Here is a 23,362-nt window from a genome sequence, read left to right on the forward strand (position 1 = left end):
TGGTCGTGTCTTTCACCCCCCCCCCCCCCCCGGGCGGGGGGCGGGCGCCCCCCCCCCCCCCCCCCCCCCCCCTCCACTTCCGGAAGGACCCGGTCCCCCGCCCGGGCCGTACGGGGGCTCCCCGCACGGCCCGGACGGGCGCGCTACCGCGCCGCGTCCGCGGCCTGCGCCCTCAGCGCACGCTCCACCCCGGCGCGGGACTCCGACATCAGCCGGCGCAGCGCCGCGTTCGGCTCCGCCGAGGCCAGCCAGGCGTCGGTCGCGGACAGCGTCTCGTCCGACACCAGGAGCGAGGGGTAGAGCCCGACCGCGACCTGCTGGGCCATCTCGTGGCTGCGGGAGTCCCACACGCCCTTGACCGCGGCGAAGTACCGCTGGGCGTAGGGCGCGAGCAGCTCGCGCTGGTCGGTCTGGACGAAGCCCGCGATGACCGCCTCCTGCACCGCGTTGGGCAGCTTGTCGCCCTCCACCACGTCGGCCCAGGCGGCCTCCTTCGCCTCCGCCGTCGGACGGGCCGCCCGGGCGGTCGCCGCATGGCGCTCGCCCGCGGCGGTCCGGTCCCGCTCGTACTCGCCCGCGATCTCCTCCTCGTCGAAGACGCCGGTGGAGGCGAGGCGCTCCACGAACGCCCAGCGCAGCTCCGTGTCCACGACCAGGCCCTCGACGGACTCGGTGCCGTCGAGCAGGGCCTGGAGCAGGTCCAGCTGCTGCGGCGTGCGCGCGGTGGCGGCGAACGCCCGCGCCCAGGCGAGCTGGTGGTCGCTGCCCGGCCCGGCCGCCCGCAGATGGGCCAGCGTCGCGTCCGTCCAGCGGGTCAGCCCCGCCTCCCGCCACGCCGGGTCCGCATAGAGGTCCAGGGCGAGCTTCACCTGGCGGTGCAGCGACTGCACCACGCCGATGTCGGACTCCTTGCCGATGCCGGAGAGCACCAGCTCCAGGTAGTCCCGGGTGGCGAGCTCGCCGTCGCGCGTCATGTCCCAGGCCGAGGCCCAGCACAGGGCGCGCGGCAGCGACTCGGCGAAGTCGCCGAGGTGCTCCGTGACGTTGCGCAGCGACTCCTCGTCGAGGCGGACCTTCGCGTAGGAGAGGTCGTCGTCGTTCAGCAGCACCACGGCCGGGCGGCGGGTGCCCACCAGGGCGGGCACCTCGGTGAGCGGGCCCTCCACGTCCAGCTCGACCCGCTCGGTGCGCACCAGCGCACCGGACCCGTCCAGGTCGTAGAGGCCGATCGCGATGCGGTGCGGGCGGAGCACGGGCTCGCCCTGGGCGCCCTCGGGGAGCGCGGGGGCCTCCTGCCGCACCGCGAAGGCGGTGACGGTGCCCGAGTCGTCCACGGAGACCTCGGGGCGCAGGACGTTGATGCCCGCCGTCTCCAGCCACGCCCTCGACCAGGCCTTCAGATCGCGGCCGCTGGTCTCCTCCAGGGCGCCCAGCAGGTCCGAGAGCCGGGTGTTGCCGAAGGCGTGCGCCTTGAAGTACGCCTGCACGCCCTGGAAGAACGCGTCCATGCCGACGTAGGCGACCAGCTGCTTCAGGACGGACGCGCCCTTGGCGTAGGTGATGCCGTCGAAGTTCACGAGAACGTCATCGAGGTCGCGGATTTCGGCCATGATCGGGTGGGTCGAGGGCAGCTGGTCCTGCCGGTAGGCCCAGGTCTTCATGGAGTTGGCGAAGGTGGTCCACGAGTGCGGCCAGCGCGACCCCGGCGCGTACGCCTGGCAGGCGATGGAGGTGTAGGTGGCGAACGACTCGTTCAGCCACAGGTCGTTCCACCACTCCATGGTGACCAGGTCGCCGAACCACATGTGGGCCAGCTCGTGCAGGATCGTCTCCGCACGCACCTCGTAGGCCGCGTCCGTCACCTTGGAGCGGAAGACGTACTGGTCGCGGATGGTCACCGCGCCCGCGTTCTCCATCGCCCCGGCGTTGAACTCCGGCACGAACAGCTGGTCGTACTTGGCGAAGGGGTAGGGGTAGTCGAACTTCTCCTCGAACCAGTCGAAGCCCTGCCGGGTGACGTCGAAGATCGCCTCCGCGTCCAGGTACTCGGCCAGCGACGGGCGGCAGTAGATCCCCAGCGGGACCGTGCGCCCGTCCTTCTCCCAGGAGCCGTGCACGCTGTGGTACGGGCCCGCGACCAGCGCCGTGATGTACGTGGAGATCCGCGGGGTGGGCTCGAAGCGCCAGACCCCGTCCTCGGAGGAGGCCGCCGGCGAGTTGGAGACCACCGTCCACCCCCCGGGCGCCGTCACGGTGAAGGTGAACGCCGCCTTCAGGTCCGGCTGCTCGAAGCAGGCGAAGACCCGGCGGGCGTCCGGCACCTCGAACTGGGTGTAGAGGTAGGCCTGCTGGTCCACCGGGTCCACGAAGCGGTGGAGGCCCTCGCCCGTGTTGGTGTACGCGCAGTCCGCCACGACGACGAGCTCGTTGTCGCCCCGCAGCAGGTGCTTGAGCGCGATCCGGGAGTCCCGGAAGACGGCCGCGACGTCCAGGGCCTTGCCGTTGAGCACGGCCTCGTGCACCGAGGGGGCCACGAGGTCGATGAAGGTCTCGGCGCCCTCTTCCGCCGAGGCGAAGCGCACGGTGGTCCGGGACCGGTAGATCCCGCCTTCCTGCGCCCCCGAGAGATCGAGGTCGATCTCGTACGAGTCAACGGTGAGCAGGCGCGCGCGCTGCTGCGCCTCGTCACGGGTCAGGTTTGTGCCAGGCACCCGGTCATCTCCTCGGTCTGCGTTGTTTGCCGTCATCCTTCCACGCGGCCCCCCGGGCACGCCCGCGGTCGCCGGGGCGGGGCACCGTCGCCCCGGCGACCGGCCGCGAGGGGCCCCGGAGGGGGAACGCGAGAGGGCGGGCACCGCGACGCAGCGGTGCCCGCCCCCCGGGGCGCGGTGCGCGGGCTCAGCCGCGCAGCTCCTCGGCGACCAGCTCCGCGATCTGGACGGCGTTCAGCGCGGCGCCCTTGCGGAGGTTGTCGTTCGACAGGAACAGGGCCAGCCCGTTGTCCACCGTCTCGTCCACGCGGATGCGGCCCACGTAGGAGGCGTCCCGGCCCGCCGCCTGGAGCGGGGTCGGGATCTCGGACAGCTCGACGCCCGGGGCGGCCCCGAGCAGCTCCCGGGCGCGCTCCACGCCGAGCGGACGCGCGAAGCGGGCGTTCACCTGGAGCGAGTGCCCGGAGAACACCGGGACGCGTACACAGGTGCCCGACACCTTCAGCTCGGGGATCTCCAGGATCTTGCGGGACTCGTGGCGGAGCTTCTGCTCCTCGTCGGTCTCGAAGGAGCCGTCGTCGACGATCGAGCCCGCCAGCGGCAGCACGTTGAAGGCGATCGGGCGCTTGTAGACGCCCGGCTCGGGGAACTCCACGGCCTCGCCGTCGTGGGTCAGCTCCGTCGCGCGGCCGGCGACCTCCTTGACCTGCGCGTCCAGCTCGGCCACGCCCGCGAGACCCGACCCGGAGACGGCCTGGTACGTCGTGGCCACCAGCGCCGTCAGGCCCGCCTCGGCGTGCAGCGGCCTCAGCACCGGCATGGCGGCCATGGTGGTGCAGTTCGGGTTGGCGATGATGCCCTTGGGCCGGTTGCGCACCGCGTGCGGGTTCACCTCGGACACCACCAGCGGCACCTCGGGGTGGCGGCGCCAGGCGGAGGAGTTGTCGATGACGACGGCGCCCTGCCCCGCCACCTTCTCGGCGAGGGCCCTGGAGGTCGCCCCGCCGGCGGAGAACAGCACGATGTCCAGCCCCGTGTAGTCCGCCGTGGCGGCGTCCTCCACGGTGATCTCGCGGCCGTCCCACGGGAGGGTGGAGCCCGCCGAACGCGCGGAGGCGAAGAGCCGCAGCTCGTCGACCGGGAACTTCCGCTCGGCAAGGATCTTGCGCATGACCGTGCCGACCTGCCCGGTGGCTCCGACGATTCCGACCTTCACGGGGACTCCTCCGTACGTGTGTGCACCTGATGCGGCGCTTGCGCCGCTCCATGATGCGTATGTCCAGGTCCGCCTTGTCCAATCGGTTGTCCGATGGGCGGGACGTGTGACACGCGACATGTCCCCCCGGGCACGGCCCCGGGCGACGCCCGCGGGGCGGGTGCCCACGGCACCCGCCCCGCCTGACGTGCGGCGAACCGCACGGACCGTCACGCCCTCCTGCGGAGGGTTACGGAAGGACCTTGTCGATCCGGATGCTGCCCACGCCCGCGGCGGTGCCGCGGCCGTTGACCAGCTGCACCTCGCCGAAGAACTGCCGGCCCGCCGGGGCCGCGCTGTTCACCAGCACCTCGGCGGAGACCGCGGCGGTGCCGCCGGTCGGCAGCTCGACCGTGCCCGAGCTGTCCACCTTCACCTCGCCGAGCGAGGCGGAGTAGTACACGTCGCGGTAGTCGTAGGCGGTGGACCCGGACGGGACCGCGTAGGCGTCGACGACGATCGTGTACGTGCCCGCGGCGGGGTTCACCAGGCTCACCGACTCCTCGGAGTCGCCGTCCGCCGACTGGCCGACGACCACCCCGTTGCGCAGCACGACCAGGTCCAGGTCGGCGGCCGCGTCGGAGACCGAGCCGATGGCCACGTCCAGGCGCGAGACGCCCGCGGGCACCTCCACCGTGCCCTGGATCACGTCACCGTCGGCGATGGTCGGGCGGTCCTCCTTGGCCGAGCCGAGCGGCCCGCCCTTCAGGGTGCCCTCGATCGAGGCGAAGCCGTTCCTGATCCCGAGGTCTACCGGGGTGGCCTCGCCGGTCCTGGCCTCGGGGATGACCTTCACCGCGGGGTCGAAGGCGGCACCGAGCAGGGTCACGTCCAGCTCGTACGGGTTGTACAGGTAGGGCGAGGTGCGGCGCGACTCGACCTCGATCTCCCACACGCCCGGCTGCGGGTCCGGGTAGGAGCGCACGTCCGGCCGGCAGGTGTTCGCCGGGTTGTAGTGCGGGTAGCAGTTGATCGTGGAGGTCGGGTCCACCGGCACGCCGTACGGGTGGATCGCGATGAACCGGGTCTGGCTCTCGCCCCTCAGGCCGGACATGGCGATCTCCAGGTTCTTCGCGCCCGCCGGGACGTTCACGAAGTACGAGGTGGTCAGGTTCCGCCGGGCGGTGCCCTCGGCCGAGAAGGTGTACGGGGCCTGGCCGAGCTCGTGGGCGGCGACCACGGTCGCCAGCATCAGCTTGTCGGTGCCCCGGGTGGCGGTGTCGTTGATCTCCAGGACCGCGCTGTGCAGGCCGGCGGAGCGCGGCTTGGCGGCGACCTTCACGGTGACCGGCTCGTTGAGCGGCAGCTTCACCAGGTCGTCGCCGACGACGCGGAAGGTCCGCTCGTGGTTGTTCTCGAACCACAGCTGGTGCCGGACCGGGCGGTCCGGACCGGTGGTCCGGGTGATGGTGATCTCGTAGACCTTCTTCTCGCCGACCTTCAGGCCGCCCTCGCGGTCGTACAGGCCGGTGCCCTTGCCGGGCGTCTTCAGGAACTGGTCGATCGCGGTGTCGACCGGCGCGGAGATCGTGTACTCGTGCGCCGTGGCGCCCTTGGTGATCGCCTTCCAGGCGTCCGGGACGTTCAGCAGACCCGCACCCTGCTCGTAGGCCTGGGTGCCGCGGATGTGGTCCGCGGTGCTGGTGACCGCGGTCCGCAGCTGCGCCGGGGTGAGCTCAAGGCCCTTCTGCTTCGCGGCGGAGAGCAGCAGCGCCATCGAACCGGTGGCCTGCGGGGAGGCCATCGAGGTGCCCTGGAGCATCCCGTAGCCGGCGGGCAGCTCGTAGCCGGCCTCGGCGACCGGCTGACCGGCCGACCAGGTCTGGATGGTGTTGATCGCCGCACCGGGGGCGGCGAGGGTCGGTGTGAACCCGCCGTCCTCGCGCGGACCGCGCGAGGAGAAGGGGAACATCGCGTACTTGGCGCGCACCTGGGAGCCGTAGTTGGCGGCCCACGTCGCCTTGGAGACCGTGGCACCGACCGAGATCACCTTGTCGGCGAGCGAGGGGTCGCCGATGGTGTTGGCGCCGGGGCCGCTGTTGCCCGCCGAGATGACGAGCTGCACGCCGTAGGTGTCGATGAGCCGCGTGTAGAGCTCGGCGCGCGCGTTGTTGCCGTCGTTCAGCGCCGGGAGCCCGCCGATGGACATGTTGACGATGTCCACGCCGCGGTTGACCACGAGGTCGATCATGCCCTCGGTCAGGGCCACGTTGGTGCAGCCCCCGCTCCAGGTGCAGGCGCGCGAGGAGACCAGCTTGGCGCCGGGCGCCGCACCGTTCATCTTCCCGCCGAAGAGGCCGTTGGCGGCGGTGATGCCGGCCACGTGGGTGCCGTGCGAGCCCTCGATGACGCCGATGCTCACGTAGTCCGAGGTGGCCCCGGCCGCGTTGTAGACGACGTCCTTGCGGATCTCGACGACGAACGGGATGCGCTCGGCGACCTCGGTCGCCGGGTCGTCCGTGCCGAAGTAGGCGACCTGGAAGCCGTCCTTGTACGGCTTGAGCACCTCGTCGTCGGTGAAGTCCGCGTTGTTGTCGAGGTCCACGCGGACCGTTCCGGCGTCGGCGTCGTAGAGCACGCCCCACACGTCGGTGGTGTCGCCGTCGCGGTTGAGGTCGCCCTTCATGTCGCCGCCGGTGGTGGTGGCCTCGGCGAAGGTGCGGAAGGTGTAGGAGCCCGCGGGCGCCGTGTAGGTCCGCGAGCCCGCCGTGAAGGTCGGGCCGCTGACCTTGCTGTTCATCCGCAGCCAGGTGCCGTCGCCGTCGGCCACCGGGTCGGTGGCGGTCACCCAGTCGACGATCTTGCGCTCGCCGGTGGTCGTCTTCTGGAGCGCCGGGTGGCCCAGGTCGACACCGGAGTCGAGGATGCCGATCGTCACCCCGCGGCCGTCGGCCTCGGGGTACTTCTTGACGAAGTCGACGGCGCCGGTCTCGAAGGACGGGTTGTACGGGTTCTCCGCCGGGGTCTTGGCGCCGGGGCCCGGGTAGCCCTTGTTCTTGCCCTTGCGGGCGGCCTGGCCCTCGGGGCGGTCCCCGGCCGGTGTCGGGTCGTCCAGCTCGATCTCGTGCTTGAGGTCGATGCCGTGGACGGTGGAGAGCTTGGCGGCGGCCTTCAGCGCGGCGTCCGCCTTGCCGGTCGGCAGGGTCGCCCGGACATAGCCGAGCTTGTCGTCGCGCGCGCCGACGGTGGCGCCCTCGACGGCCTCCAGCTGGTCGGCCACCTGCTCGGTGCGGCCCGGGGCGGTCGCGACCATGACGGTCACGTCCTTCTCGCCCCTGGCCTCGGCGGCGGCGAGCCGGTCGGCGTCCGCGGTGCCGAGCTTCTCCGCGACGGCGGACTTGTCGCCGCCGCCCGCCGGGTCGGCGGCGGGCGCGGCGAACGCCGGGGTGATGCCCGCGGCGGCGAGTGCGGCGACGAGCGAGGCCGCGGCCGCGACACGTGCCGCGCGCCTGCGGCCGGGTATGGAGCGCCCTGTCGTGGTGCTCTGGGATTCGGGGGTCATCAGCATCCCTGTTGGTGAATGAGACGGTCCGGAATTCGGTGCCGGATGACCGCTCAGCCTTTCGCAAGAGACGGGCGTTTGTGGAGAGTTGACCAGGACATGAAGCGTTCCTGGCGGGAACCCGCCATGATCCGGAATGGGTCGGTCGGGTGCGAACCCATGCAGGGCTCCCGAAATCCTTCACTCCGGATGTGGTGATTCCGGTTGTGGTGGTGTCAGGGGGCGTTGCCGCGGGGCCTCCTGCGGCCGCGGGTGCGGCAGGGGCGTCCCCCGCGGGGGCGGCGCGGCCTCCCGTCCCGCAGCCCCCGTCGGCACGGGCTCCCCGGCGGGGCCCGGGCGGGCCCTCAGTGGTCGTGCCGGCGGGCGTAGTGCCGCGAGGCCTTCGCGCGGTTTCCGCAGACCGCCATGGAGCACCAGCGCCGGGTGCCGTTGCGGGAGGTGTCGAGGAAGTGCAGCACGCAGCTCTCGTGGGCGCAGCGGCGGATACGGTCGGGGGCGGTGCGCAGCAGCTCCAGATGGGCGCGGGCCGCCGTCCAGCCCGGCCCCCAGGTCGCGTCGGCGAACTCGGCCGTCTCGCCCGGCCCTTCGGCGGTGAGCGTGGGGCGCACCCGGCCGTGCGCGAGCACCGCGTCGACGCGGGCCGCGGCCGCGGGGTCGGAGTCGTCGACCAGGACCGCGAGCGCCTCGCGGGCCGTCCTGGTGTGCTCCAGCGTGGCGTCGTCCGCGGGGAAGTCCTCGTCGAGGCCGACCGTGCGCAGCCACACCGTCAGCCCGGCGGTGTCCTGGAGCAGGTCCTGCGGCTCCCCGCCCTGTATCCAGCGGGTGTTGAGCAGGTCCAGCGAGATCGGTTCACCGAGGAGGGGGCGCGGGTCGGCGGCGCTCAAGCGGGTTCCTTCGCTCCGGGGGGCGGGCGGTCCGGACCAGGGTAAGGGCTCTCCGTGCGGCGGGCGGTGACGCGCCGGGGGCTTGCCCGTCTCGCCGGCTAACTACTACGGTCCATTTGGGCGGTTAGCCGGTGAGGGTGGCCGCGCACCGGAGAGGTCTCCCATGACGTTCAGCGGCCCCCTCGCCCCCGGCCGCACCGGGCTGACCGACCGCGACGGCACCCGCCTGGACAACTGCGCCTCCTCCGGCGCCGAGGGGGACCCGTCCCCGTGCCCACCGCCCCGACCCGCGGGTTCCTCCGGCGCCGCGCCGACCGGGGTTCGCCCCGCGCGGCGCCCCCGGACCCGCCCTGCCGACCGCCGAACCGCCCGACCGCCCGACCGCCCGTCAAGGAGGACACCCCGTGGACGCCGAGCGCCGCACCTACCACCACGGCTCCCTCGCCGTGCAGCGCCGCCTGGGCGTCGAGGGGGAGGCCGCGCACATCGGCCGCTCCATCGGCGGCGGCATCAGGCCCGTGGCCGCGGCCTTCCTGGAGCTGCAGCCCCACCTCGTCCTCGCGGCGGCCGACGCGGAGGGGCGCATGTGGGCCTCGCTCCTCACCGGCCGGCCCGGGTTCGCCCGGGCCACCGGCCCGCACAGCGTCTCCGTGCGCGGCGGGCCCCCTGCGGGCGACCCGCTCGCCGGTGCCCTCGCCACGGGCCCGGTGCCCGCGGCCGCCCTCGCGCTCGACCCCCGCACCCGCCGGCGGATGCGGATGGGCGGCAGCGTCCGCCCCTCCGCGCGCGGCCTGCTGCTGGAGACCGAGCGGGTCTTCTCCAACTGCCCCAAGTACATCCAGCAGAGGCTGCCGCTGCCGGCGGCGCCGGGAGCCGGGGACGCCGCACCCGCCGTACCCCTCCACCGGACGGGGGAGGAACTCGACGGGGACCAGAGCGCGTTCCTCCGGGCGGCGGACACCTTCTTCATCGCCACCGGAACCTCCGACGGAGTGGATGTCAGCCATCGTGGCGGCAACCCCGGCTTTCTGCGGGTGGCCTCGCCCACCGGCCTGAGCTGGCCGGACTACCCGGGCAACGCCATGTTCCTCACCCTCGGGAACCTGGAGCGGGACCCGAGGGCGGGGATCCTGGCCCTGGACTGGAGCACGGGCGCCACCCTCCAGCTCACCGGCACCGCCCGGACCGCCTACGCCCAGGGCGGCGCGCGGACCGTGCACTTCACCGTGGAGCGGACCGTGCACACCGAGGCGGCCTCCCCCGTGCGGTGGACCGCCCCCCGCTACTCGCCCGCGAACCCGGCCCTCCCGCAGGACGCGCCTCCCGGCCCGGGGGCGGGCTGACCGGCCTTCCGGCCCGGGGGCGGACCGACGGCCGCCGGGCGCATCGGGACCGGCCGGCCGCCGGGCGGACCTCCCCTTCCGCCGCCCCGCCCGCGCGGCCTCGCCCCGAGACGGCCGAAAGCCGCCCAACCCTCCCGCCCCCGCTCAACCCCGGGCGCCGCGGCGCGGTCCTGACCGCCGACCGCGTCCGCGAGCCCGAGAAGCTGGGGAAGAGATGACCGCAACCACGGCACGACGACTCACCGCACGCCGCGCCGCAGCCGCCGCCCTCGCGGTGGCCGCCCTGATCACCGGAGCGGCACCCGCGGCTGCCGCCGCCCCCGCCCCGGCCCCCGCCGGGACGGCCGCCGCGCCACCCGCGGCCGGTCCCGGCGCCCACCGGGCCACCCAGGAGGCGCTCGACGCGGCCGTGGCGGCCGGCGCCCCGGGTGCGGTCGCGGGCGCGGTCCGCGGACACCGGGCCTGGCGTGGCACCGCCGGTGCGGCGGACCTCGACACCGGGAAGCCGCGGACCCCCCGGGACCGCTTCCGGGTCGGCTCCATCACCAAGACCTTCGTCGCCACCGTGCTGCTCCAGCTGGAGGCCGAGGGCAGGATCGACCTGGACGAGAGCGTCGGGAGCCGGCTGCCCGGCCTCGTCGAGGGCAACGGGCACGACGGCTCCCAGGTGACGATCCGCCAACTGCTCAACCACACCAGCGGTATCGCCGACTACACCGCCGACCCCGACTTCGGAGAACGCGTCTTCGGCTCCGGCTTCCCGGAGCACCGCTACGACACCTGGACGCCTCAGAGCCTGGTGCGGACGGCGATGAAGCACGCGCCCGACTTCCCGCCCGGCACCGCGTGGGGCTACTCCAACACCAACTACGTCCTGGCGGGCCTGGTGATCGAGGAGGTCACCGGGCGGCCCTACGGGCGCGAGATCGAGCGGCGCATCCTCCGGCCGCTCCACCTGCGGGCGACCTCCGTCCCCGGCACCTCGGCCGCGATGCCCCGCCCGAGCGCTCGCGCCTACTCCACGCTCGGCGGCGCCCCCTCGCCGGACCGGGACCTCCACGACGTCACCGAGCTCAACCCCAGCATCGCCCATGCCGCCGGGGAGATGATCTCCGACACCCGGGACCTCCAGCGCTTCTACCGCGCCCTGTTCTCCGGCCGGCTGCTCCCCGAGGCCCAGATGGCGGCGCTGACCGACACCGTCGAGGTGAGCCCGCAGGCGCCCGAGGTCCGCTACGGCCTGGGTGTGATGTGGCGCAGGCTCGACTGCGGCACGGAGATCTGGGGCCACGGCGGCGGTATCCACGGCTCCCTCTCCCAGGTCGCCGTCACCGAGGAGGCCACCCACTCGGTGGCGCTCAACCTCAACGGCGACTTCGCGGGTGACACCGCGGCCGTGGTCCGGGCCGAGTTCTGCGGCGGGCGCTGAGCCGCACGGCGGGCACTGGGCCGCACGGCGGGTCCGGGACCACCGCACCCGCCTCCGCTCAGCGGGGCAGCACCCGCAGGTAGGCGGCGGGCTCCCGGTCCGCCGCGGCCATCAGCGCGGTGCGCACGACCACGGCCTGCCGTTCCGGCGCCTCGCGCAGACCGCGCGGCGTGAGGTGCACCACCGTGACGCCCAGCCGCTCCAGGGCCTCCCGCCGCCGGGCGGCCTCGGGCGGCCGGGCCTCGCCCACGGGGGCCGGGGCGCGGGCGTCCAGCTCCACGGCCACCGCCTCGTCCGGCCAGTAGGCGTCCACCCCGCCCAGCCGCGGCCCGCCGGGCAGGCGCAGCTCCACGTTCCACAGCGGCTCGGGCAGGCGGTGGGCGGCGACCAGCGTGTAGAGGCGGCTCTCGGCCAGGGACCGGCCCTCCGCGAGCAGGGCGTCGAGGGCGTCGACCACGTGCGGGCGCCCCAGCAGCCGGGCCCCGTCCAGCTCCCGCACCAGGGCGGCGGGTTCGCAGTGGCCCTCGCGCACCGCCTCGGTGAGCAGCCGCCGGGCGGCCTCGGGGTCGTCCCGCCCGGCGACGGCATCGGCGACCGCGCGGCCCGCCGGTGCGACCGGCAGCCCGGCGACCTGCTGCGGCGCCGGGGGAGCGGGTCCGCGGACCAGCCGCACCCAGCCGGTGGACCGCAGCCGTCGGGTGCGGCCCACGAGCACGTCGACGGCGTCGAGCGCCCGCACCGCGGGGGCGGCGGCGAAGCCGTGCAGCGCCAGCGCCGCGAGGCCGGTGACCATCGCCTCGCCGTAGGGCCCGTCCTGTTCCGGCCGGCCCGTCGAGGGCGCCGGCCGTCCCGCGTACAGCAGCGCGGCGCGCAGCCGCTCCCGGCCGGTCGGCGGACCGGGCCTGAGCAGATAGACGCCTGGCAGCAGGAGCTGCCAGGGGCCTCCGGCCCGGCACTGCTGCGCGACCCGTGCCGAGGTCAGCCCGTGGGCCCGCAACTGGGCACCCGAGACGACGAGTTCGCCTCCGGGCGGGTGGGGGGAGAGCGAGGGGGGAGTGTCGCACTGTTCCATGCGGTGGGCATGCCCGGGGGGTGCCGGGGCGCTAACCGCTGTTACAGGCCCGTCGGCATTTCGGGACAAGCCCGTCCTCAAGGGCGATCCCGGCGCTGCCGAGTGCGGGCCGGGGCGGCGCGCCGGGCGGGGGTCCGACAGCGGCCCCGCCCCGCGCGCCGGGGTGCCCCGTCAGGCGGAGTCCGCCGGGGCCTGCGCGTCGCGGGCCTGTGCCCGCAGGGCGCGCGCCAGGTCGTCGCGGGCCTCCAGCACCAGGCGCCGCAGCGCGGGCGCCGCCTGCTCGTGTGCGGCGAGCCAGGCGTCCGTGGCGGCGAGTGTCTCCGGCGTGTCCTGGAGGGCCGGGTAGAGGCCGCTGACCACGTCCATGCCGATCTGGATGGAGCGCTCGGCCCACACCCGCTCGATCGCCTCGAAGTACCGCGCGGCGTAGGGCGCCACCAGCTCCCGCTGGGAGGGCTGGACGAAGCCCGCGATGGTGGCCTCCACCAGCGCGTTCGACAGCCGGTCCGACTCGACCACGGCCGCCCACGCCTGGTCCTTCACCGCAGCCGACGGCCGGGCCGCGAGGCAGCGGACCTCGTGGCGCTTGCCGGAGGCCGTGTCGTCCCGGGCCAGCTCCGCGGCGATCACGCTCTCGTCGGCGGCCCCGTGGGCGGCCAGGGGCCCGAGGAATGCCCACCGCAGCTCCTGGTCGACCTCCAGTCCCTCGACCACCGAGGTGCCGTCCAGCAGCTCCGCCAGCAGGCGCAGGTCCGCTTCCCCGGACGCCGTCGCGGCGAAGAACCGGGCCCAGGTCAGCTGGTGCTGGCTGCCGGGCTCCGCGCGGCGCAGCTCCGCCAGCGCCCCGGCGGCGGTGATCCGGCCGCCCTCCTCCCGCCAGCCGGGGGCGGCGTAGTGGACCAGGGCGGTGCGGGTCCATGCGTGCAGCATCTGCAGGACGCCGATGTCCGTCTCCCGGCCGGCGAACCGCAGCACCAGGCCGACGAAGTCCCGGGCCGGCAGGACCGCGTCCCGGGTGAGGTTCCACAGTGCGGACCAGCACAGCGCCCGCGCGAGCGGGTCCTCGATGTCCCCGAGGTGCTCGCGCAGCGTCGCCAGGGAGCGCTCGTCGAAGCGCAGCTTGCAGAAGGTCAGGTCCTCGTCGTTGACCAGCACCAGGTCGGGCCGCTCGGCGCCGGCCAGCTCCGGCACCGGGGTCCGCGCGCCGACCACGTCCACTCCGGCCTCGGCGTACCGCACCAGCTTCGCGCCCTCGACCCGGTAGAGGCCGACCACGACCCGGTGGGGGCGCAGGGTGCCGCCCTCCTGGACGACGGCCAGCTCCGCCACGCGCCCGTCCCCGCCGTACTCCGCCTCGGGCGTCAGCGTGTTCACGCCCGAGGTCTGGAGCCAGGCCCGGGCCCATTCGCGCATGTCGCGCCCGGAGGTCTCCTCCAGCACCGCCAGCAGGTCGTCCAGCGTGGTGTTGCCGAAGGCGTGGCGCTTGAAGTAGCGCCGGGCCCCCTCCAGGAACGGCTCCCGTCCCGCGTAGGCCACGAGCTGCTTGAGCACCGAGGCGCCCTTGGCGTAGGTGATGCCGTCGAAGTTGAGCTTGGCCGCCTCCAGGTCGCGGATGTCGGCCGTGACCGGGTGGGTCGAGGGCAGCTGGTCCGCCCGGTAGGCCCAGGCCTTGCGGTTGTTGGCGAAGGTCACCCACCCGTTGGTGAAGCGGGTGGCCTCCACCATGGAGAAGGAGCCCATGAAGTCGGCGAAGGACTCCTTCAGCCACAGGTCGTCCCACCACTCCATGGTGACCAGGTCGCCGAACCACATGTGCGCCATCTCATGGAGGATGACATTGGCCCGGCGCTCGTAGGAGGCCGCGGTGACCTTGCCCCGGAAGACGAACTCCTCGCGGAAGGTCACGCAGCCCGGGTTCTCCATCGCCCCGATGTTGTACTCGGGCACGAAGGCCTGGTCGTACTTGCCGAAGGGGTACGGGTAGTCGAAGTGCTCGTGGAAGAAGTCCAGGCCCTGCTTGGTGACGAGGAAGACGTCGTCCGCGTCGAAGTGCCGGGCGAGCCCCTTGCGGCACATCGCGCCCAGGGGGATGCGCAGCACCGTGCCGTCCGGCAGCCGGCGCTCGTAGACGTCGGTCTCGTAGTGGTACGGGCCGGCCACGATCGCCGTGATGTACGTCGAGATCGGGCGGGTCTCGGCGAAGCGCCACACCCCGTCCTCGCCGCGGGCGCCCTCGGCGCCCGACCACACGGTCCAGCCCTCCGGCGCGGCCACCTCGAAGCGGAAGGGGGCCTTGAGGTCGGGCTGCTCGAAGGTGGCGAACACCCGCCGGGCGTCCGCCGGCTCGTACTGGGTGTACAGGTAGACCTCGCCGTCCTCCGGGTCGACGAAGCGGTGCAGACCCTCGCCGGTGCGGCTGTAGGCGCACTGCGCGTCGACGACGAGGACGTTCTCCTCCTCGACGCCGTCCAGCGCGATCCGGGTGCCGTCGAAGACGGCCGAGGGGTCGAGCGGGCGGCCGTTGAGGGTGACCGCGGTCACCGAGGGGGCGACGAGGTCGGCGAAGGTGGCGGCACCCGGCTCCGAGGCCCGGAAGCGGACCGTGGTCACCGAGCGGAAGGTGCGGGGCCCCTCCCCTGGCTCCTCGGCGCCCCCGACGGCTGAGCGCACGTCGAGTGCGACGTGGTACGCCTCGACGGTCAGCAGCTCGGCCCGGGTGCGGGCCTCGTCGCGGGAGAGATTCTCACCGGGCACGGGCACTCCTTCGTGTCTCGTTCGAACAGCAGCGATCCTCCCATGCGCTGCTGGCAGGCGGCACGGGGGAATCCCCTGTCCGCCGCGCGTGTTCCCGCCCGTGGGCACACGAGGTGCCCGCCGGACACGAGGAGTGACATGTCGGACACGGCCCACGCGGCGACGAGCACGGCGGCCCCTGCGGGCAGGACGCCCGCCGACTTCTGGTTCGACCCGCTGTGCCCCTGGGCGTGGATGACCTCGCGCTGGATGCTGGAGGTCGAGCGGGTCCGCGAGGTCGAGGTCCGCTGGCATGTGATGTCCCTCGCGGTGCTCAACGAGGACCGCCTGGACGAACTGTCCCAGGAGTACCGGGAGATGATGGACACGGTCGCCTGGGGGCCGGTCCGGGTCGTGAACGCCGCCCGGCTCCTGCACGGCGAGGAGGTGGTCGGGCCGCTGTACACCGCGCTCGGCGCCCGCTTCCACAACGAGGGGCGCGGCCCGGTCCCCGAGGCGGTCGCCGAGGCGCTCGCGGAGGTGGGCCTGCCCGCCTCGCTCGCCGCCTACGCGGAGAAGGACGCCTACGACGCCGAGCTGCGCGCCTCCCACCGGGAGGCCATCGACCTGGTCGGCCAGGACGTCGGCACCCCGGTCGTGGCGGTGCCCGGGCCCGGCGGGGAGCGGATCGCCTTCTTCGGCCCGGTCGTCACGCCCGCGCCCAGGGGTGAGGAGGCGGGGCGCCTGTGGGACGGCACCCTGATGGTGGCGTCCATCCCGGGCTTCTACGAGATCAAGCGCACCCGTACCCGCGGCCCGGTCTTCGACTGAGCCGCCCCGGGGCGGCGGACCTCCGCCGCGCCGCGGCGCGCCCTCGGACAGGCGACGGCCCCCACGAGTCACGTCCTCGTGGGGGCCGTCTCCTGTCCGCCCGCCCGGTGACAGTTGAGAAGACGATCACGAGCAGGGCGTTCGCGGGCCCCGGGTCAGGGGGCGATCAGCGGGGTGCGGTCCTTGGCCTGCGCGTAGCGCGCCGCGACGTCCTGCCAGTTCACGACCTGCCACATGGCCTCGATGAAGTCCACCTTCTGGTTCTTGTACTGGAGGTAGAAGGCGTGCTCCCAGGCGTCGAAGACCAGGATCGGCACGGTGCCCTGACCCACGTTGCCCTGGTGGTCGTAGACCTGCTCGACGATCAGGCGGCCGCTCACCGGCTCGTAGGCCAGTACGCCCCAGCCGGAGCCCTGGGTGGTGGCCGAGGCCTTGGTCAGCTGCGCCTTGAACTTGGCGAAGGTGCCGAAGGAGGCGGCGATGGCGTCGGCCAGCTCGCCCACGCCGTCGGCGGCCAGCGGCTCGCCGCCGCCGCCCTCCTTCGGGCCCGTCATGTTGTGCCAGTAGATGCTGTGCAGGATGTGGCCGGAGAGGTGGAACGCCAGGTTCTTCTCCAGGCCGTTGATGGAGCCCCAGACCTCCTTGTCGCGCGCCTCCTCCAGCTGCTCGAGGGTGTCGTTGGCGCCCTTCACGTACGCGGCGTGGTGCTTGTCGTGGTGCAGCTCGATGATCTGCGGATTGATGACCGGTTCGAGCGCCGCGTAGTCGTACGGAAGTTCAGGAAGCGTGTAGATGGCCATGGTCCGGTGGTCCCTCCGACTGGCAACTGCCTATTGCGCATCTTATGCAACTGCACGCTAGCAGCAGCAGATCGCCACGGTGATCAGGCCCGGGTCCCAGGACCCGCGTGCCGCCCCACCGCACCCTCCGGACACGCGCGGACCCCCGCGCCGGATCGGCGCGGGGGTCCGGTCGCGGTCGCAGGGGACCGCGGGAGGGGGCCGGTGGGGGTCAGTCCGCCGGGCGGGCGGCGCCCCGGCGGCGCTGGAGGGCGTAGCCCCCGGCGGCCAGGGCCAGGGTCAGCACTCCGGTGCCGAGCAGCTGGAGTCGCGTCTCCGGCTGCCGCAGCATCATCCAGAAGACCGCCGTCATCCCGGCCAGGGCCAGCAGCGTCAGGCCGGGGTACAGCCACATCCGGACCACCAGGCGCTCCGGCGCCTCGCGCTCGGTGCGCCGCCGCAGGATCAGCTGCGAGACGCCGATGAAGTACCAGACGACCAGGATGATCGCGCCGATGGTGTTGAGCAGCCACATGAACACGTCGTCCGGGCGCCAGTAGCTGAGCAGGACGCACAGGAAGCCGAAGACGGAGGAGACCAGCACCGCGGTGCGCGGCACGCCGCCGGTGACCCGGCCGAGCGCGGCGGGGCCCTGTCGGCGGGCCACCAGGGAGCAGGCCATCCGGGAGGCGCCGTAGATGTTCGCGTTCATGGCCGAGAGCAGCGCGATCAGCACCACCACGTTCATGGTCTCCCCGGCGGCGGGGATGCCCAGGTGGTCCAGGGTTGCGACGTAGGGGCCCTTCTCCGCCACGGCCGGGTCGTTCCACGGCACCAGGGTGACGATGACGGCCATGGAGCCGATGTAGAAGACCGCGATGCGCCACATCGCCGTGCGCACGGCCTTCGCCACGCCCTGCACGGGGTGCTCCGACTCGGCGGCCGCGATGGTGACCGTCTCCAGGCCGCCGTAGGCGAACACGGAGGCGAGCAGGCCGACGATCAGGCCCTCGCTGCCGTTGGGCAGGAAGCCGCCGTCTCCGGTGAGGTTGGAGGTGCCGGGGGCCTCGGCGCCGGGGAGCAGTCCGGTGATCGCCAGCACGCCGATGCCGAGGAAGAGCACGATGGCGCCGACCTTGAGTGCGGCGAACCAGAACTCGAACTCGCCGAAGTTCTTCACCGCGGCGAGGTTGGTGCCGCAGAAGACCAGCATGAACAGGGCCACCCAGGCCCACTCCGGCGTCCCCGGCAGCCAGCCCGTCATGATCGAGGCGGCGCCGATGGCCTCCAGGCCCACGGCCACGCACAGCAGGAACCAGAAGGCCCACCCCGCGGTGAAGCCGGCCCACGGGCCGATGGCCCGCTCGGCGTGCACGGAGAAGGAGCCGGAGGCCGGGTTGGCGGCCGACATCTCGCCCAGCATGCGCATCACCAGCATGACGAGCAGTCCGGAGAGCGCGTAGGCCACCACGATCGACGGGCCGGCGGCGGCGATGCCGGCACCCGAGCCGACGAACAGCCCGGCGCCGATGACGCCGCCGAGGGCGATCATCGAGAGATGGCGTTGTTTGAGGCCGTGCGCGAGCCGGGTGTCGGCCGGCTGCTCGACGGAGGGGGGCGCGGTGGTCCGGGACATGTGGGCCCTGTTCCTTGAATGGGGCAGAGAGCAGCCGACAGTCTGAGCGGACCACCGCTCGGAAGGAACGGGTGTCCGCTATGCGGTCACCATGTTCACACAAAGCCACCACACCGACACATGCCCGCGCCCGGGCCGGGTGCCCCCGTCCGCGTGCGGCCCTCGGCCGGTTCTCCGGTGTCGACAGGGCGTGTTATGGACTTCCTACATACCTGCTGCACTCTCCCTCGTGGCTCGCCAGGCCCAACACGCCCCGGACCACAGTGATGAGCATCACCCGTCCCAGGGTCCCGCCTCCCTCCTTTGTTCGATCTCCACCATGACGCCGACCGTCGCTTTGTGGGCGGATGACGGTGATCGGGTACGTCACGCTGGGCTACGGTCGCTCTGTTCCCCCCGCCCCCACCTCTCCGGAGAGCCCGATGAGCACTGCTGCCGCCCCCGTCCGATCCGGCCTCGTCCTGGCCGACCTGGTCCCGGCCTCCCGTGCCCGGGACATCGCCCTGGTCGCCTCCGGGGCCGTGCTGACCGGACTCGCGGCCCAGCTCTCCGTGCCGGTCCACGGCTCCCCCGTCCCGGTCTCCGGCCAGACCTTCGCCGCCCTGCTGGTGGGCTCCGCCCTGGGCGCCCGGCGGGGCTTCCTCTCGCTCGGCCTCTACGCCGTCGCCGGTGCGCTCGGCGTGCCGTGGTTCGCGCAGGGCGCCTCCGGATACGGCATGCCCTCCTTCGGCTACATCCTCGGCATGCTGCTGGCCGCGACCGTGGTCGGCGCCCTCGCCCGCCGCGGCGCCGATCGGACCGTGCTGCGCACCGCCGGGGCGATGGCCCTCGGCTCCCTGGTCATCTACGCCGTGGGCGTGCCCTATCTGGCCCTGGCCACCGGGATGAGCCTGTCCCAGGCGGTCGCCGTCGGCCTCGTGCCCTTCCTCTTCGGTGACGCGCTGAAGGCCGCGCTCGCCATGGGCGCCCTGCCCACCGCCTGGAGGATCGCCGGACGGCGAGGCTGACCCCTCCGGCCCCCGGGCCCGTCGGCCGCGCCCTGCGGCGGGCGGGCCCGCGCCGTACGCCCCCCGCGCGCGCCCGCGCCCGTGGGCGGCCAACCTCGGCGTCCTGCCGGTCGCGTGACGCCCCCGCGCGCCCGCGCCCGTGCCCCCCGGGCGCACTGCCGCACACCGGAAACGGACCGTGCCGATCCGCCCCGCCGGGCGGGCCCCGCACCCGGACGCGCCCTCCCCTCGTGCCACACTCGGACCATGCGCGTCTACCTCGGCTCGGACCATGCGGGCTACGAACTGAAGAACCACCTCGTCGAGTGGCTGAAGGCCAACGGCCACGAGCCCGTGGACTGCGGTCCGCACGTCTACGACGCCCAGGACGACTACCCGCCGTTCTGCCTGCGCGCCGCCGAGCGCACCGCGGCCGACGCCGACTCCCTCGGCATCGTGATCGGCGGCTCGGGCAACGGCGAGCAGATCGCCGCCAACAAGGTCAAGGGCGTACGCGCGGCACTCGCCTGGAGCAGGCAGACCGCCTCCCTCGGCCGCGAGCACAACAACGCCAACGTGATCGCCGTCGGCGCCCGTATGCACTCCGAGGAGGAGGCGACCTCCTTCGTCGAGGTCTTCCTGGCCACCCCTTACTCGGGCGCGGAGCGGCACACCCGCCGCATCGAGATGCTCTCCGTCTACGAGACGACCGGCGAGCTCCCGCCGATCCCGGCGCACCACCCGCAGGAGCCGACCGCCTGATGCCCGAAGGGCACACCATCCACCGGCTGGCCGCCGACTACCGGGAACGGTTCGGCGGCCGGCCCGTGCGGGCCACCAGCCCGCAGGGGAAGTTCGCCGACTCCGCCGCGCTCATCGACGGAGCCGTGCTCGACGCCACCGAGGCCCACGGCAAGCACCTCTTCCTCGGCTTCGGACGCGGCGAGTGGGTCCACATCCACCTCGGCCTCTTCGGCAAGGTGGCCTTCGGCGACGCCCCGGCCCCGCCGCCCACGGACACCGTCCGCCTCCGGCTCGCCAACCCCGGCTCCTATGTCGACCTGCGGGGGCCCACCGCCTGCGCCCTGGTCACCGACGGGGAGAAGGCGGCCGTCCACGACCGCCTGGGACCCGACCCGCTGCGCCCCGACGACGGACCGGACCGCGCCTGGGCGCGCGTCTCCCGCTCCCGGAGCAGCATCGCCGCCCTGCTGATGGACCAGAAGGTCGTCTCCGGGGTCGGCAACGTCTACCGGGCCGAGGTCCTGTTCCGGCACGGCATCGACCCCTACCGGGCGGGCCGCGACCTCACCCGGCGCGAGTGGGACGCGGTGTGGGCCGACCTCGCCGCGCTGATGCGCGAGGGCGTCCGGAACAACCGGATCGACACGGTCCGCCCCGAGCACGGGCCCGAGGCCACGGGCCGCCCGCCGCGCGTCGACGACCACGGCGGCGAGGTCTACGTCTACCGCAGGGCCGCCATGCCCTGCCATGTCTGCGGCGACGCCGTCCGCACCGCGCCGCTCGCCGCGCGCAACCTCTTCTGGTGCCCCACCTGCCAGCGGCGCTGATCCCCGCGCCCCCGCCCCGGGGGGCGGGGGCCGCGGCCCCCGCTCAGAAGCCGTGCGGCAGCCAGGGGGCGACCTCGGAGCCGAACGCCGCCGAGGCCTCGGCCAGCGCCCCCTCCCGCAGCTCCCGCACCCGCCCGGCGCCCGCCAGCGAGGAGAGGGACACCCCGCCGAGATAGGCCGAGCCCAGCTCCCGCACCGACAGCTCCAGGTCCGCCGCGTCCCGGGTGCGTTCGCAGGAGGCGCCCTTGGCGTCACCGCTCAGGCGCCAGCGCCCGGTGTTCCACGGGCAGAACGCGTCCGCCACCTCCAGCACCACGTCCACCGGCGCCCGGTAGGTGCGCGCCCGGAGCGCCGCACCCAGCTCCACGGGCCGCAGGTGCAGCGAGTCCCGTACCCGCACCGAGCACCGGCGCACGTCGGAGACCAGGTGCAGCAGCGGGTCGTCCACCGGCAGGTTCCGCGAGCGCACCGAGCTCGTCAGGTCGATCCCGCACAGGAACCGCCAGAGCGCCGCGTACGCCCCCGGGTCGCCGGCGGCGGCGTCCCGCAGCACGACCACGCCCCTGGGCCCGGTGTCCGACCAGTCGGGCCGGTTGTGGAAGCGCGCGTACCCGACGGTCTCGCCCCCGCGTTCGGCCAGCACGCACTGGAGCGGCGAGCCCCCCTCCCGGTCCGCCGGCGGGTCGAGCAGCGGCTGGCGCCCCCATCCGGGCGAGCGCGCCGGCATACCCGGCCGCGAGCCCACCCGGCGCAGGTAGACCGCCTCGCACGCCTCGGCCGCCTGCTCCGGGTCCGCGAAGCGCAGCCGCACCCCCTCCGTACCCGGCGGCGCGGCGATCGCCACCCGGGAGGAGTCCACGTCCACGGACATCGCGTACGTCGCCGTCCCGTAGCCGAAGCGGCCGTAGATGGCCGGCTCGGAGGCCGTCAGCACCGCGAGCGGCTCGCCCAGCTCGCGCACCGAGTCCAACTGGTGGCGCATCATCGCCGTCAGCACACCCTGCCGCCGGTGCGTCGCCGCCACGCTGACCATGGTCACGCCGGCCGCGGGCACCATCGCCCCGCCCGGTACCGACAACCGGAACGAGAAGGCACCCGCGGTGCCCACCCAGGCACCCTCGTCCCAGGCGCCGAAGGAACGGTCCAGCTCGGTCAGGTCCCGGTAGAGCGCCCGCTCCTGGTCCGACTCCCGGACCCCGCCGAAGGCACGCTCCAGCGAGGAGTACCAGGAGTCCCAGTCGGCATCGGTCACGGGCCGCAGATCAGGTGTCATACGCCATCCCTACCAGCCCCCTCCGGACGGCCGCGACCGGATTTCGAACGCGTTGTCCCGGGGTACCCCTGCACGCGGGGCGGGCGGGTGGATAGGGTCCACCGGGTGGCCCGCGGCTCTTCACCAGACTCGTTCTCGGCCCGGCAGCGGAAGGCCGCTCACCGGGTCCGCACCGCGCTGCGCCGGTCCGCCGTCGACTACTTCCGCGGGGACGGCTCCGACCGGTTCGCGCTGGCCGGGCTGCTGCTCACGGTCCCGGCCCTCGTCTGGGGAACCGTCACCAACCCCGTGTGGTGCTCCCCGGTGGCGCTGGTGCTGCCCATCGTCGCGGGCGGTCTGCTGCTGCGGCCCGCCAGCCTGCTCGGGCTCTACGCGGCGGCCGCGGCCGGCCTGATCGTGGAGTCCACGGTGCTCGGCCCGTACACCGAGAGCGCGGCCAGCGTCACCCCCGGCACGGTCCTCACCGTCGCCGCCTGCGGCTTCTTCGGGCTGCTGATAGCCCAGTTCCGGGCCCGGGTCGGCGTCCCGTGGCGACGGGGCGGGACGATGCTCTTCGACCTGCGCGAGCGGATCCGGGTGCAGAGCGCCCTGCCGCGCCTGCCCAAGGGCTGGCACCGGGAGATGGCGCTGCGCCCGGCGGGCGGGCAGTCTTTCTCCGGCGACTTCGTGGTCGCCGCGCGCACCGGCGGCGGGCGAACCCTGGAGGTCGTGCTCACGGACGTCTCCGGCAAGGGGATGGACGCGGCCTCCCGCGCACTGCTGCTCTCCGGCGCCTTCGGCGGGCTGCTCGGCTCCCTGCCCCCGCACGCCTTCCTGCCCGCCGCCAACGGCTACCTGCTGCGGCAGGACTGGGACGAGGGCTTCGCCACCTCCGTCCACCTGGTGCTCGACCTCGACTCCGGGGACTACGAGTTGCTGTCCGCGGGCCACCTGCCCGCGCTCCAGTACCACGCGGGCAGCGGCCGCTGGGAGGAGCGGGCGGCCGAGGGCCCCCTGCTGGGCGTCTACGACGGAGCGCAGTTCGACCCGCTGAAGGGCTCCCTGCGCCCCGGCGACGTGCTCATGCTGTTCACCGACGGCCTGGTGGAGGCGTCCGACCGGGACATCGCCGAGGGCATCGACCGGCTGACGGGAGAGGCCGAGCGGTATGTCGCGACCGGCTTCGACGGCGCGGCCTGGCACCTGATCGAGGCCGTGGCCAAGGACGTCAACGACGACCGCGCGCTGCTGCTGCTCTCCCGCCGGACCTGACCGGGGCGGAGCGCCCTCCCTCCGCCGCGACGAGGCCCCGGTGCCCGCCGCCCGGCCCGCACCCCCCCGGGTCGTGTCCGCCGCATCCCGCCCGGCCGGCGACGCC

Annotated in this window: 16 protein-coding genes; 7 read left to right on the forward strand and 9 right to left on the reverse strand. The window is 73.9% G+C overall.

Annotated elements, in window-relative coordinates:
• Positions 1–143: 143 nt before the first annotated feature.
• From pepN (ACGF15_RS24050) to ACGF15_RS24065, 4 genes are all read right to left on the reverse strand, one after another.
• Complete coding sequence (pepN, locus tag ACGF15_RS24050; protein WP_392801828.1) at positions 144–2,711, reverse strand: aminopeptidase N; 2,568 nt, start codon at positions 2,709–2,711, stop codon at positions 144–146.
• Between the two features lie 187 nt (positions 2,712–2,898).
• On the reverse strand, positions 2,899–3,927 hold the full coding sequence (locus ACGF15_RS24055; RefSeq protein WP_345610766.1) for an aspartate-semialdehyde dehydrogenase: 1,029 nt from the start codon (positions 3,925–3,927) through the stop codon (positions 2,899–2,901).
• Between the two features lie 229 nt (positions 3,928–4,156).
• Positions 4,157–7,474: a S8 family serine peptidase gene (locus ACGF15_RS24060; protein WP_345610762.1), complete on the reverse strand. Its 3,318-nt coding sequence runs from the start codon at positions 7,472–7,474 to the stop codon at positions 4,157–4,159.
• 338 nt (positions 7,475–7,812) lie between these two features.
• Positions 7,813–8,352, reverse strand: a complete 540-nt coding sequence (locus ACGF15_RS24065; RefSeq protein ID WP_392801832.1) for a CGNR zinc finger domain-containing protein — start codon at positions 8,350–8,352, stop codon at positions 7,813–7,815.
• A 404-nt stretch (positions 8,353–8,756) separates the two neighbouring features.
• Between ACGF15_RS24065 and ACGF15_RS24070 the strand changes: the two genes are divergently transcribed.
• Positions 8,757–9,695, forward strand: coding sequence for a pyridoxamine 5'-phosphate oxidase family protein (locus ACGF15_RS24070; protein ID WP_392801835.1), 939 nt, complete (start codon positions 8,757–8,759; stop codon positions 9,693–9,695).
• Between the two features lie 214 nt (positions 9,696–9,909).
• Positions 9,910–11,124 carry a serine hydrolase domain-containing protein gene (locus ACGF15_RS24075; RefSeq protein WP_392801838.1) on the forward strand — a complete coding sequence of 405 codons (1,215 nt, stop codon included), beginning with the start codon at positions 9,910–9,912 and terminating at the stop codon, positions 11,122–11,124.
• Between the two features lie 58 nt (positions 11,125–11,182).
• Here ACGF15_RS24075 and ACGF15_RS24080 read toward each other — a convergent pair whose 3' ends face one another.
• Both ACGF15_RS24080 and pepN (ACGF15_RS24085) read right to left on the reverse strand, forming a co-directional pair.
• Entirely contained in the window at positions 11,183–12,196 is a 1,014-nt protein-coding gene (locus tag ACGF15_RS24080; RefSeq protein ID WP_392801840.1) for a hypothetical protein, read from the reverse strand.
• A gap of 171 nt (positions 12,197–12,367) precedes the next feature.
• A complete protein-coding gene (gene pepN, locus ACGF15_RS24085; RefSeq protein ID WP_345610750.1) occupies positions 12,368–14,950 on the reverse strand; it encodes an aminopeptidase N in 2,583 nt (860 codons plus the stop codon).
• A gap of 138 nt (positions 14,951–15,088) precedes the next feature.
• On the opposite strand from pepN (ACGF15_RS24085), the gene ACGF15_RS24090 reads away from it, so the two are divergent.
• Positions 15,089–15,760 carry a DsbA family protein gene (locus ACGF15_RS24090; RefSeq protein ID WP_392801844.1) on the forward strand — a complete coding sequence of 224 codons (672 nt, stop codon included), beginning with the start codon at positions 15,089–15,091 and terminating at the stop codon, positions 15,758–15,760.
• Positions 15,761–15,915: 155 nt separating this feature from the next.
• Here the strand turns inward: ACGF15_RS24090 and ACGF15_RS24095 are convergent, their stop codons facing one another.
• Both ACGF15_RS24095 and ACGF15_RS24100 read right to left on the reverse strand, forming a co-directional pair.
• Positions 15,916–16,560 (reverse strand): superoxide dismutase, encoded by a 645-nt coding sequence (locus tag ACGF15_RS24095; RefSeq protein WP_345610745.1) that lies wholly within the window; start codon positions 16,558–16,560, stop codon positions 15,916–15,918.
• 211 nt (positions 16,561–16,771) lie between these two features.
• Positions 16,772–18,175: an amino acid permease gene (locus tag ACGF15_RS24100; RefSeq protein WP_392801848.1), complete on the reverse strand. Its 1,404-nt coding sequence runs from the start codon at positions 18,173–18,175 to the stop codon at positions 16,772–16,774.
• A 422-nt stretch (positions 18,176–18,597) separates the two neighbouring features.
• On the opposite strand from ACGF15_RS24100, the gene ACGF15_RS24105 reads away from it, so the two are divergent.
• The 3 genes from ACGF15_RS24105 (at position 18,598) to ACGF15_RS24115 (ending at position 20,732) form a co-directional block, all read left to right on the forward strand.
• Positions 18,598–19,182, forward strand: coding sequence for a biotin transporter BioY (locus tag ACGF15_RS24105; protein WP_345610738.1), 585 nt, complete (start codon positions 18,598–18,600; stop codon positions 19,180–19,182).
• Between the two features lie 246 nt (positions 19,183–19,428).
• Entirely contained in the window at positions 19,429–19,923 is a 495-nt protein-coding gene (locus ACGF15_RS24110) for a ribose-5-phosphate isomerase (protein ID WP_345610736.1), read from the forward strand.
• Positions 19,923–20,732, forward strand: coding sequence for an Fpg/Nei family DNA glycosylase (locus ACGF15_RS24115; protein ID WP_392801852.1), 810 nt, complete (start codon positions 19,923–19,925; stop codon positions 20,730–20,732). Before ACGF15_RS24110 ends, ACGF15_RS24115 begins: the two co-directional genes overlap by 1 nt.
• Before the next feature lie 43 nt (positions 20,733–20,775).
• On the opposite strand, the gene ACGF15_RS24120 is transcribed toward ACGF15_RS24115, so the two are convergent.
• Positions 20,776–22,005, reverse strand: a complete 1,230-nt coding sequence (locus ACGF15_RS24120; protein WP_392801855.1) for a GNAT family N-acetyltransferase — start codon at positions 22,003–22,005, stop codon at positions 20,776–20,778.
• 105 nt (positions 22,006–22,110) lie between these two features.
• Here ACGF15_RS24120 and ACGF15_RS24125 point away from each other — a divergent pair, with 105 nt between their 5' ends.
• Positions 22,111–23,256, forward strand: coding sequence for a PP2C family protein-serine/threonine phosphatase (locus ACGF15_RS24125; RefSeq protein ID WP_345610728.1), 1,146 nt, complete (start codon positions 22,111–22,113; stop codon positions 23,254–23,256).
• Positions 23,257–23,362 lie beyond the last annotated feature (106 nt).

Origin of the sequence: Streptomyces sp. NPDC048001, from assembly GCF_043203115.1 — a bacterium.
Lineage (GTDB): Bacteria > Actinomycetota > Actinomycetes > Streptomycetales > Streptomycetaceae > Streptomyces > Streptomyces sanyensis.

Coding starts and splice junctions, on each gene's coding strand:
- ACGF15_RS24060 (WP_345610762.1), bottom strand. CDS start 7,474: ATGCTGATGACCCCCGAATCCCAGAGCACCACGACAGGGCGCTCCATA.
- ACGF15_RS24075 (WP_392801838.1), top strand. CDS start 9,910: ATGACCGCAACCACGGCACGACGACTCACCGCACGCCGCGCCGCAGCC.
- ACGF15_RS24080 (WP_392801840.1), bottom strand. CDS start 12,196: ATGGAACAGTGCGACACTCCCCCCTCGCTCTCCCCCCACCCGCCCGGA.
- ACGF15_RS24090 (WP_392801844.1), top strand. CDS start 15,089: ATGTCGGACACGGCCCACGCGGCGACGAGCACGGCGGCCCCTGCGGGC.
- ACGF15_RS24095 (WP_345610745.1), bottom strand. CDS start 16,560: ATGGCCATCTACACGCTTCCTGAACTTCCGTACGACTACGCGGCGCTC.
- ACGF15_RS24100 (WP_392801848.1), bottom strand. CDS start 18,175: ATGTCCCGGACCACCGCGCCCCCCTCCGTCGAGCAGCCGGCCGACACC.
- ACGF15_RS24105 (WP_345610738.1), top strand. CDS start 18,598: ATGAGCACTGCTGCCGCCCCCGTCCGATCCGGCCTCGTCCTGGCCGAC.
- ACGF15_RS24110 (WP_345610736.1), top strand. CDS start 19,429: ATGCGCGTCTACCTCGGCTCGGACCATGCGGGCTACGAACTGAAGAAC.
- ACGF15_RS24115 (WP_392801852.1), top strand. CDS start 19,923: ATGCCCGAAGGGCACACCATCCACCGGCTGGCCGCCGACTACCGGGAA.
- ACGF15_RS24120 (WP_392801855.1), bottom strand. CDS start 22,005: ATGACACCTGATCTGCGGCCCGTGACCGATGCCGACTGGGACTCCTGG.